9 protein-coding genes, 1 tRNA gene and 1 pseudogene are annotated in these 9,350 nt (G+C 74.6%); 4 read left to right on the top strand and 7 right to left on the bottom strand.

The window, feature by feature from the left end:
* The 4 genes from AB0E96_RS31110 to AB0E96_RS31095 all read right to left on the bottom strand — a co-directional run.
* Positions 1-322, bottom strand: a 322-nt coding sequence (locus AB0E96_RS31110) for a hypothetical protein (protein ID WP_359829113.1), incomplete at its 3' end; no start/stop codon positions are given.
* Between the two features lie 127 nt (positions 323-449).
* On the bottom strand, positions 450-2,210 hold the full coding sequence (locus AB0E96_RS31105; RefSeq protein WP_359829112.1) for an LCP family protein: 1,761 nt from the start codon (positions 2,208-2,210) through the stop codon (positions 450-452).
* Positions 2,211-2,770: 560 nt separating this feature from the next.
* Positions 2,771-2,843, bottom strand: a tRNA-Lys gene (locus AB0E96_RS31100).
* 47 nt (positions 2,844-2,890) lie between these two features.
* On the bottom strand, positions 2,891-3,664 hold the full coding sequence (locus AB0E96_RS31095) for a nucleotidyltransferase domain-containing protein (RefSeq protein WP_359829111.1): 774 nt from the start codon (positions 3,662-3,664) through the stop codon (positions 2,891-2,893).
* A 365-nt stretch (positions 3,665-4,029) separates the two neighbouring features.
* On the opposite strand from AB0E96_RS31095, the gene AB0E96_RS31090 reads away from it, so the two are divergent.
* Together AB0E96_RS31090 and AB0E96_RS31085 are read left to right on the top strand one after the other, a co-directional pair.
* The gene (locus AB0E96_RS31090) at positions 4,030-4,791 is read left to right on the top strand and encodes an SDR family oxidoreductase (RefSeq protein WP_359829110.1); all 762 of its coding nucleotides are present in this window, start codon (positions 4,030-4,032) and stop codon (positions 4,789-4,791) included.
* A gap of 153 nt (positions 4,792-4,944) precedes the next feature.
* Positions 4,945-5,640, top strand: coding sequence for a tyrosine-protein phosphatase (locus tag AB0E96_RS31085; protein WP_359829109.1), 696 nt, complete (start codon positions 4,945-4,947; stop codon positions 5,638-5,640).
* Positions 5,641-5,647: 7 nt separating this feature from the next.
* Here the strand turns inward: AB0E96_RS31085 and AB0E96_RS31080 are convergent, their stop codons facing one another.
* The gene (locus tag AB0E96_RS31080) at positions 5,648-6,253 is read right to left on the bottom strand and encodes an RICIN domain-containing protein (RefSeq protein ID WP_359829115.1); all 606 of its coding nucleotides are present in this window, start codon (positions 6,251-6,253) and stop codon (positions 5,648-5,650) included.
* On the opposite strand from AB0E96_RS31080, the gene AB0E96_RS31075 reads away from it, so the two are divergent.
* Positions 6,227-7,321, top strand: coding sequence for a hypothetical protein (locus AB0E96_RS31075; protein ID WP_359829108.1), 1,095 nt, complete (start codon positions 6,227-6,229; stop codon positions 7,319-7,321). The genes AB0E96_RS31080 and AB0E96_RS31075 overlap by 27 nt on opposite strands.
* A gap of 79 nt (positions 7,322-7,400) precedes the next feature.
* Positions 7,401-7,736 (top strand): hypothetical protein, encoded by a 336-nt coding sequence (locus AB0E96_RS31070; RefSeq protein WP_359829107.1) that lies wholly within the window; start codon positions 7,401-7,403, stop codon positions 7,734-7,736.
* 49 nt (positions 7,737-7,785) lie between these two features.
* On the opposite strand, the gene AB0E96_RS31065 is transcribed toward AB0E96_RS31070, so the two are convergent.
* The gene (locus AB0E96_RS31065; protein ID WP_359829106.1) at positions 7,786-8,613 is read right to left on the bottom strand and encodes a TIGR02452 family protein; all 828 of its coding nucleotides are present in this window, start codon (positions 8,611-8,613) and stop codon (positions 7,786-7,788) included.
* Between the two features lie 188 nt (positions 8,614-8,801).
* A pseudogene (locus tag AB0E96_RS31060) lies at positions 8,802-9,350 on the bottom strand (RNA helicase); the annotation flags it as partial.

Here is a 9,350-nt window from a genome sequence, read left to right as displayed (position 1 = left end):
GCTGCTCCGGCGCGGCGGGCGGGGCGGGCGGGGCGGGCGGGGCGGGCGGGGCGGGCGGGGCGGACAGCTCCCAGCTGATCCAGGTGCCGGCCCAGTGCGGCGGGAAGGAGCCGGCGTTGGTCCACACCACCCGGTCCCGGTCGGCCCGCTCCACCCGCAGCCGGAACGGTTCCGGGGCGTCGGGGAACTCGAACAGCAGGACGTCGCCGTCCCGGTCCGCACCGGTGGTCCACCAGGAGGTCAGCCCGTCGTGCGTGGTGAGCGCGGCGAGCACCACGGCCCGGGGCGCGGCGATGTCGAGTTGGAGGGCGATCTCGGGCATGGGGTCCGCCTTTCGGTGACCGCTCAGCCCCCGCCGGGGGCTACGGCCCACCATGGCACGACCCCCGGGCCCGCGCGCCTCGGAGGGCGCGGGCCCGGGGGTCGTCCGCCGTGTCCGCCGGGTCCGGTCAGCCGCCGCTGCCGTAGCTGGTGTTCGCGCAGATGTCGTCGTCCGCCGAGCGGGCGTCGTTGGTGATGCTGGTGGGCAGCGGCTGCGGGGGCGCCTGGACCCCCGGCGTGGTCGGCGCGACGCTGCCGGCGGGCGCGCCGGCCGTCATCCCCATCGCGGCCGCGAAGTCCTGGCCGGTGATCACCGAGATGCCCCGCGCGCCGCTGGACTCCAGGGAGGCCCCCGGGAACAGCGCGGCGACCTTCTCGGCGTTCGCCTTCTGCCCGGAGCCGTACTCGATCGTGGTGGTCTTGTACTTGGTGCTCGCCGCCTGGCCCGCCGTGCTGGCGGTGAACTTGGCGCCCTTCAGCTGCTCGGTCGCCTTGCCCGCCAGGCCGTTGAAGAGGGTCCCGTTGTAGACCGCCACTCTGATCGCGGAGTTGCCGGTGTCCCCGGCGGGGGCGGCCGGGGTCGTGGGCGCGGGCGGCTGCGCGGGCGCGGTGGCGCCGGGGGCCGGCTCGTCCGGCTGCTGGCCGGTGGCGTTCTGGCCGTCGATGGTCTGGTCGGCCTTGAGGGTGTCCCAGAGCTTGTTGGCGTCCGCCTGGACCAGGTCGATGTTCTTGTCCTGCGTCCGGTAGCGCCAGGGCGCCGTCACGAACTTGAGGTCGTGCATGTCGATGTTCTTGAGCGACAGGCCGAAGGAGAGCAGCTTGTCCGCCGAGTCCAGGCCCGGGTCGACGGTCAGCGACTTGGTCGCGGCGTCGGCCAGCGGGAGAAGGGTGGTGGGGTTCATCCCGTCCTTCTTGATCTTGCTGGCGAGCGAGCTCAGGAACGCCTGCTGGCGCATCATCCGGCCGATGTCCGAACCGTCGCCGATGCCGTGCCGCAGCCGGACGTAGTCGAGCGCCTGCTGGCCCTCCACGGTCTGCTTGCCCTGCGGGAGGACGAGGTCGCCCTTCTTCTTCAGGTTCGGGTTGATGTCCCCCTCGTAGATGGCCTTCGGCAGGCAGATGTCCACGCCGTTCACGGCCTTGGTCATCGACGCGAAGCCGTTGAAGTCGACCACCAGGGTGTGGTCGACCCGGATGCCGGTGAGCTTCTCCACGGTGTTCTGGGTGCAGGCCGGGTTGCCGTCGTCGCTGCCGCCGGTCGAGAAGGCCGCGTTGAACAGGTCGGTGTTCCCGCCCTTGGTCCACTTGCCGTTGGGCAGCTTGCAGGACGGCATCTGGACCATGGCGTTGCGCGGTATCGAGATGCCCACGGCGTGCTTGTGGTCGGCGTAGACGTGCAGCAGGATCGTGGTGTCGGAGCGGGCGCCGCCGTCCTCGCCGCCGCCGAGGTCGGAGTTGTTCTTGCCCCGGCTGTCGGAACCGATCAGCAGAACGTTGACCGGCTTGTTGCCGTCCGCGTCGGCCTGGGCCTCCGGGGGGCGGTTGCGGGCTATCGCGTCGGCGTCGAAGGACTTGATGTTGGCGTTCAGCTTGAGGTAGATCGCGCCGCCGACGCCGGCGATGACCACCAGCACGCCCGCCGTCGACCAGGCGACGATCTTCTTCACGTTCTTCTTGGGCTTGGCGCTCTTGCGCGCCGCCGCCCGCCCGCCCGACGCTGCCGCCGACGCCGTCGTCGTCTTCCCGCCCGCGCCGCCGCCCTTGCCCTGGGCGGCGCGGCGGGCCTCCGCCCGGCCGCCGGCACGCGGGGAGGGCACGGAGCCCGCGGCGTCCTCCGTCGCGGGCACGCCCTCGCCCCGAGCCGGGCTCTCGCCCCTCCGACCTGACATGCGCGTACCTTTCACCGACGGAAGCGACGCCCCTGACGATCCGGCGCACCGCACACAGAGAGACGGTCCGGACCGTTCCCAGGTTGCACATACGACCGTCACCACTACCGACGATCGTGGCTTCCGATCATATTTAGGCCCGACGTGATCACCGACCCTCGGCCCCTCGGACAACCCCGCCGACCGGCGGACAACATCCCCGCAGAACAGTCGAAAACGCCCGATTCCGACGTGACCCATGCCACGTCACCGCTTCGCGCCGACATCGAAATCCAGCCACCGGCACGGTCCGTGGGGACGCGGCGGCGCCGCAGCCGCCCTCCTGGGCGGTGCCGCGCGCGACCGGCTCCCGAACGGCCCGCCGGCCCGCCGACCGGCCGGCCCGGGCACCGCAGCGCCTTTGCGGACAACGGAGTTGGGCACCCGGGACGCGCGGGGAACGCGTGGGGAACGCGTGGGGAACGCGCGGGGCGCCTCGCGCGGCTCCGGCCCGCGGGACGACCGCGCCCGGGAAACGGCGGAGGCCGGATCGGAGAACTCCCGATCCGGCCTCGTCGCGGTGGGCCACCAGGGGCTCGAACCCTGAACCTACGGATTAAAAGTCCGCAGCTCTGCCAATTGAGCTAGTGGCCCGCGGCCCTGGCGCACCCGGGGTGCCGGGTGGAAGGACCACGGCGATCCTACCCGGTGGGCCCCAGGGCTCCGCCAGTGGATTGCGCGGGCGTGCCGGGGTTGTGGAGCGGGTCTTGAGGCGGGGTGTAGTGGGCCGCGCGGACACGGCGGAGCCAGGCCTCGACGGGGCGCTGGTCGGGGGCGGCGGGCAGCACGCCGGGGCCGGCGAGGCGCTCGGCGGCCCCGGCCAGCAGATCCTCCGCGAGGGTGGGGCGGTCGGCGATGCGTTCGCCGAGTTCGCGGATGCGTTCGGGGTCGCGCAGCCGGATCGGGTTGCGGCCGGTCTCGTGCAGGAGGACCGCCTGCTCGACCAGCCGGACCAGGTGCCGGGCATGCTTGGCGGCCCGGCGGCGGGTGGCCGGGTCGGTGGTGTCGCGGGCCAGCAGCTTGCGGAACTGCTGCTCGGCGTAGCCGAGATAGGCCTTCCGCACGGCCGGCGCGCTGAGGAACGAGGAGCGCAGACCGACCAGTTCGTCACCGAGCGGGGTGCGGACCTCGTACAGCCCGTCCGGCAGCCAGACCAGCTCGGAGGCGGTCGGGTTGCAGTTCAGCGCCAGCCGGCACCACTTGGCGGCCTCGTGCAGGGTGAGGTCGGGCGCGGTGGTGACGTGGGACTCGGCCGGGCGGCTCAGGCCGTGCAACTCCTCGGTGGGGACGGCGAACAGGCCGAGCCGGTCGAGGTCGGAGCCGGCGTGGGCGAGGCCGTACGCGGTGGAGCCGACGATGCCCGAGAGCAGCACCGTGCCGGGCGCGGCGGCAATGGTGGCGGGGACGGCGGACATCGACGGACTCCTCCCGGACAGACGGGCAGACGGACGGGCAGACCCGCAGACGGACAGACGGACGGACGGGCCCGCGGGCGCCGCGTCCTCGTCCGGGCATCCTCCCCGGAGCGGGCCGCGCCGGGCGAGCGAATTCCGGGCCGGGGCCGGGCACGATCCCGCCGAGCTCGTCCGGCTGCCCTTCGTCCCGCTCGACGACGCCCTGCGGGAGGCCGCGGCCCGCACCGAGGCCTTCGTCCGGGACGAACCGGGCGACGCCCGCGGCTTCGGCCTCGACTCGCCGAAGAGCCGGGCCCCGAAGACCGCGGCCCTGCGGGTGGCCGGCGCACGTGTCCCCGGCCGGTCCGCCGGGTAGCGTACGAGCCATGTCGACCACCCCCACCGAACAGGTCCTGATCGTCACCGGCGCGAGCCGCGGCATCGGCGCCGCCACCGCCCTGCTGGCCGCCCGCCGCGGCCACCGGGTCTGCGTCAACTACCGTACGGACGAGGCCGCGGCGGCGGCCGTCGTGGACGCGATCCGGGCGGAGGGCGGTACCGCCCTCGCGGTCCGCGCCGATGTCAGCCGCACCGCCGAGGTGGAGCGGCTGTTCACCACCGTGGACGGTGAACTCGGCCCGCTCACCGGGCTGGTGAACAACGCCGGCACGCTGGAGAAGCAGTGCCGGCTGGAGGAGATCGACGAGGACCGGCTGAACCGGATCTGGGCCGCCAACATCACCGGCCCGTTCCTGTGCGCGGCCCAGGCCGTGCGCCGGATGTCCACCCGGCACGGCGGGCGCGGCGGCGCCATCGTCAACGTCGGCTCGGCCGCCTCCCGGATCGGCTCGCCGAACGAGTACGTCGACTACGCGGCCGCCAAGGGCGCGGTGGACTCGATGACCCGCGGCCTCGCCCTGGAGGTCGCCGCCGAGGGCATCCGGGTCAACACGGTGCGGCCGGGGCTGATCCACACCGGCATCCACGCGCTCGGCGGCGAGCCCGGCCGGGTCGACCGGGTCGCGCCCGGCCTGCCGATGGGGCGCGGCGGGCAGCCGGAGGAGGTCGCCGAGGCGATCCTCTTCCTGCTCTCCCCGGCGGCCTCGTACACCACGGGCGCGTTCCTGGAGGTCTCGGGCGGTCGCTGAACGGCGGTCGCTGAGCGGCGGTCGCTGAGCGGCGGTCGCTGAACGGCGGGTTCCGCACCGGCGGCGACCGGTTCCGGACGGTGTCGTCCCGCCGGGAACGCGGCCTCGCACTTCTCCTTCCGCCCGCCTGCCCCCGCCCGTACGGTGGTGGCCATGACCGACGCCTTCATCGACATCCCCGGTGTGCGCAACTTCCGTGACGCGGGCGGGATCGGCGCCCTCCGCCGGGGCGTGCTGTACCGCTCCGGGTCCTTCCACACCCTGACCGAGGAGGGCGCCCGGCGGCTGGAGGAGCTCGGCCTGCGGACGGTCTTCGACCTGCGCAGCGCGTTCGAGCTGGAGACCTGGCCGGACCAGCGGCACGGCCTCGGCCACGAGACCCTCGGCCTGCCGACCCTGCCCCCGCACCCCAGGGACGGCGACCGGCCCTGGCCCGAGGACCAGACCGCCCTCTACCCCTTCATGGCCTCGACGGCAGGCCCCTCGCTGGCCGCCGTGGTCCGCCGCCTCGCCGCACCGGACGCGCTGGCCGCCGTCGTGCACTGTGCCGTCGGCAAGGACCGCACCGGGCTCACCATCGCCGTCCTCCAGTCCCTGCTGGGCGCCTCCGAGGCCGAGATCACCGCCGACTTCCTGCTCTCCAACATCGGCCTCGGCCTCGACAGGGGCCCCACCCCGTACATCGACGAGACCGGCACCGAGCGCCTCTCCCGCCCGGTCGGCGCCGAGCTCCTGGTCTCCTCGCTGGCCTGGATCCACGACCGGCACGGCTCGATCCCCGAGTACCTCCGCCACCACGGCACGACGGACGCCGAGCTCGACGCCGCCCGCGCCAACCTCTCCGCCTGACCGGCCCTCAGCCCTCCTGCCGCTCGAAGCGCCACCACTGCTCCGGGGTGTCGACGTCCTCGCGCTGGTGGACGTCGGCCTCCGAAGTGTCGCCGGCCGTCAGGGGCTTGCCGCTGACGAAGCTGGTGACGGTGTAGGTGCCCGGGGCGTCGACGTGGGCCTCCAGCAGCCACTCCTGGGCGCCGAAGGCGTTGGCCGACCACTGCTGGATCCGGACGCCGTCCTCCGTCGAGGCGCCGGTGACGTCCAGGCGCTTCCCGCTGCCGACGTTCTCGATGTGGAACAGCGCGCCGCCCGGGTGGACGGCGGTGAGGCGCCAGAGCCGGGCGTCGCCGCCGTCGTCCGCGCCGAGGACGATCCGGGCGCCGCTGCGCCGGGAGGCGTCGGCGACCCGCAGCAGCAGGCCGCTGCCGACGTTGCGGACGAGGTAGGTGCCGTCGGTGATCGCGGAGTCTGTCACGGTCGCAGTCTGCCACCGGGCACCGACAGTGCCCGCCCGGCCCGACGGGCCCGCCGAACGGCCCCCGCGGGCCGGGACGGCGGAGGAGTTTCCGCCGGACCGGCCCGGCCCCCTATGCTGCGGCGAATGTCCACCGAGCAGATACCGCCGCACCGTCAACAACCCACCTTCACCGAAGCCGTGGCCGCCCTGGAGGCCGCGGTCGCGGCCGGGGACGACGACACGTTCGGGCCCGCCCTCGGGCTGGTCGGCGGGCTGTTCGGCGCGGCCGGTCCGGCGGAGCGGGTGGCGGCCGGGCCCCGGCTGGCCGCGCTGCTGCCGGACTCGCCGCCGTTCCCCCGCGCGCACCTGGCGATGGTGGTGGGCGCCTGCGTGGAGCACGGGGCCGACCCGGTCGCCTGCTCCGGCCCGGTGCTGGCCGGCCTGCGCGGGGCGCTGACCGGCGCGCAGCTGCTGGTGCGGCGCTGGGTCTCCACCGGCGGCGGCCCGCTGCCCAGCGCGGAGGACGACGATCCGGCCGAGGCGCACGAGCGGATCGCCGACCCGGCGCACCTGGACGAGTGGAACGCGCACCTGGCCGTGGTCGCCTGGTGGACGCTGCACCTGTGGCAGCAGGCGGCCTGGGCGGTGTACGCGCACCCGGAGGTCCGGGCCGAGGCCCGCGCCTCGGGCGTGACCGAGGTGATCCTGGAACTGTTCGACCGCTACGAGGGCGAGCAGCACGACTTCAAGGGCCTGGTCCACCTGGCGCTGATGCTCGACGACGAGCCGCTACTGGTGCTCGACCGCCCCACCGGCACCGGCTACCTGCTGCGGATGAGCGGCCTGAGCGACACCTTCCAGCTGCACACCCTGCTCGCCGACGTGCTGATCGGCGGCGGCCACCTGCCCGGCACCCCGCAGGACCGGGAGGTGGTGGCGCTGGCCCGGACGGCGTTCCTGGACGGCCGCCGGGTGATCGCCACCGGCGCCTTCAACCTGGTCGCGCCGGACGGCTCCTGGATCTGGAACGAGGGGACGCCGAGCGACGTCCCGGTGGTGGACGGCGTGCGCACCCTGGTGCTGGAGCCGTTGCCGTACGAGCGGAGCTGGTCGGCCGGGCGGTTCATCCAGGAGGTCCCGGGCGATCTGCGGCTGGAGCGGGTGCTGGACCCGGCGGAGGCCGCCCGCCGGCTGGCCGCCACCGTGCCGGGGCAGACGCCCGCCGAGGCGTTCCGGTAGCGGCGGCCCCCGGGCGGCCCGGCCCGTTCACCGGGTTATGGTCGGAAGCCGGAACAGCCCTCTACGAGTGGAGTCGACGATGGCGAAGGTCCCGAACGTGCTCGTGGCGGCCGCGCCCGCCGCACTGACCGCGGCGAGCGGTCTGGTCGGCGGTTACGGTGTCGCCCGCTGGAGCGGCCGGCGCGAACTGGGCGGCGCGGTGCTGGCGGTGGCCGGCGCCGGGGCGGCCGCGCAGTGGCACCGGAGCTCGGGAGCGGGCACCGCGGCGGCGCTGACCGGCCTGTACGTGGCGGCCTTCGGCGGCTCCCACCCGCTGGCCAAGCGGATCGGCGCCTGGCCGTCCGTCCTGGCCGTGACCGGAGTGGTCGCCGCGGCCTCCACGGCCGCGACGGCGCTCTCCGCCCGCCGGAAGTGACCGGCTTCCGAAAGTGACCGGCCGCCGGACGTGACCGGCCGCCGGACGATCACCCCGCGGTGAACCGGGCCTCGAAGGCGGCCCGGTTCGCCGAGACCGGCGAGCGGTCCCAGACCGCGAACACCACCCGCTCGAAGGCCGCCCCGTACCGGGCCAGCGCCCCCTCGAAGGCCTCGGCGACCTGCGCCGGGTCGTTGCGGAACACCCCGCAGCCCCAGGCGCCGAGCACCAGCGTGCGCACCTCGTGCCGGGCGGCCGCCGCGAGCACCCGCACGGCCCGCTCGGCGAGCACGCCCCGGACGTCCGAACCGGGCGAACGCTGTTCCAGCTGACCGGCGTTGGGCGCCGGCGAGGTCAGGAAGGTGACCGGGTACGGCCGTGCCAGCAGCTCGCCGCGCCCGCCCCGGATCACCGGCACCGCGGGCGAGACGATCACCCGGTGGCTGTACCGGAGGTCGGTGGACGCCCGGTGCGCCTCGTAGTAGTCCGGTGCCTCCAGCAGGCAGCTGTACAGCAGCGCGCTGCGGCACAGGTCCTCCTCCTGGGCCCGGGCACCGCGCAGGTACCCGCCGCCGGGGTTGCGCGCGGAGGCGAAGTTCAGCACCCCGACCGGCCCCGCCCCGGCCTCGACCAGCCGGCGGGCGGCCTGGATGCTCCCCTCGGCCGTCACCTCGATCCGCCCGGACGCCGGGCCCGGCCCGTCGGCCCCCGCCGCCAGCAGCGCGTCCAGCCCGTCCGGCGCGTACGACACCGTGCCGGCCTTCGCCGCCGCCAACTCCTCGCCCACCCGTACGAGTTCGCCCCCGTCCGTCCGGTAGCTCCCCCGTGCGGCGATCTCCTCGTTCACCCGTGCCACGTCGTGCAGTCTGCTGCTCATGGCCGCGACGCTACGGGACTGTCGCGCCCGCGCGCCACAGGTTATTCTCACCTACAGAACAACACCTCCGGGGCACGGCGAGGTGGCTGTCGGGGGGTGTCGGGGGAACGCGAAGGGCCCGCTCCGGGGACGGAGCGGGCCCTTCACACGTTCAGCCCGGCCGGCGGTCGACTACCGCCGGTGCGGCGTCAGTTCTTCCAGCGCGGCTTGCGGTCGTCGCGGTCGAAGCCACCGGAGCGGCGGTCGTCGCGGTCACGGCCGGCACCGAAGCCACCGCGGTCACGGTTGAAGCCACCGCGGTCGGCCTGCGGACGGCCGCCGGAGCGGTGGTCGTCACGGCGCGAGAACGGACGGCTGCTGCTGCCGCCGCGCTCGTCGCGGTCACGGCCGAAGGCCGGGCGGTCGCCGAAGGAGCGGGCCGGACGGTCGCCGAAGGAACGGCCGCCGCGGTCGTCGCGGTCACGGTTGAAGCCACCGCGGTCGCCGCCACGGTCACGGTCGAAGCCACCCGAACGACGGTCGTCACGGTCACGGCCGCCACCGAAGCCACCGCGGTCACGGTTGAAGCCACCGCGGTCGCCGCCACGGTCACGGTCGAAGCCACCCGAACGACGGTCGTCACGGTCACGGCCACCACCGAAACCACCGCGGTCACGGTTGAAGCCACCGCGGTCGCCGCCACGGTCACGGTCGAAGCCACCCGAACGACGGTCGTCACGGTCACGGCCACCACCGAA

The sequence above is a fragment of the Kitasatospora sp. NPDC036755 genome (assembly GCF_040636595.1).
In the GTDB taxonomy this organism is placed as follows: Bacteria; Actinomycetota; Actinomycetes; order Streptomycetales; family Streptomycetaceae; genus Kitasatospora.
This window is presented reverse-complemented; position numbering and strand designations above follow the sequence as displayed.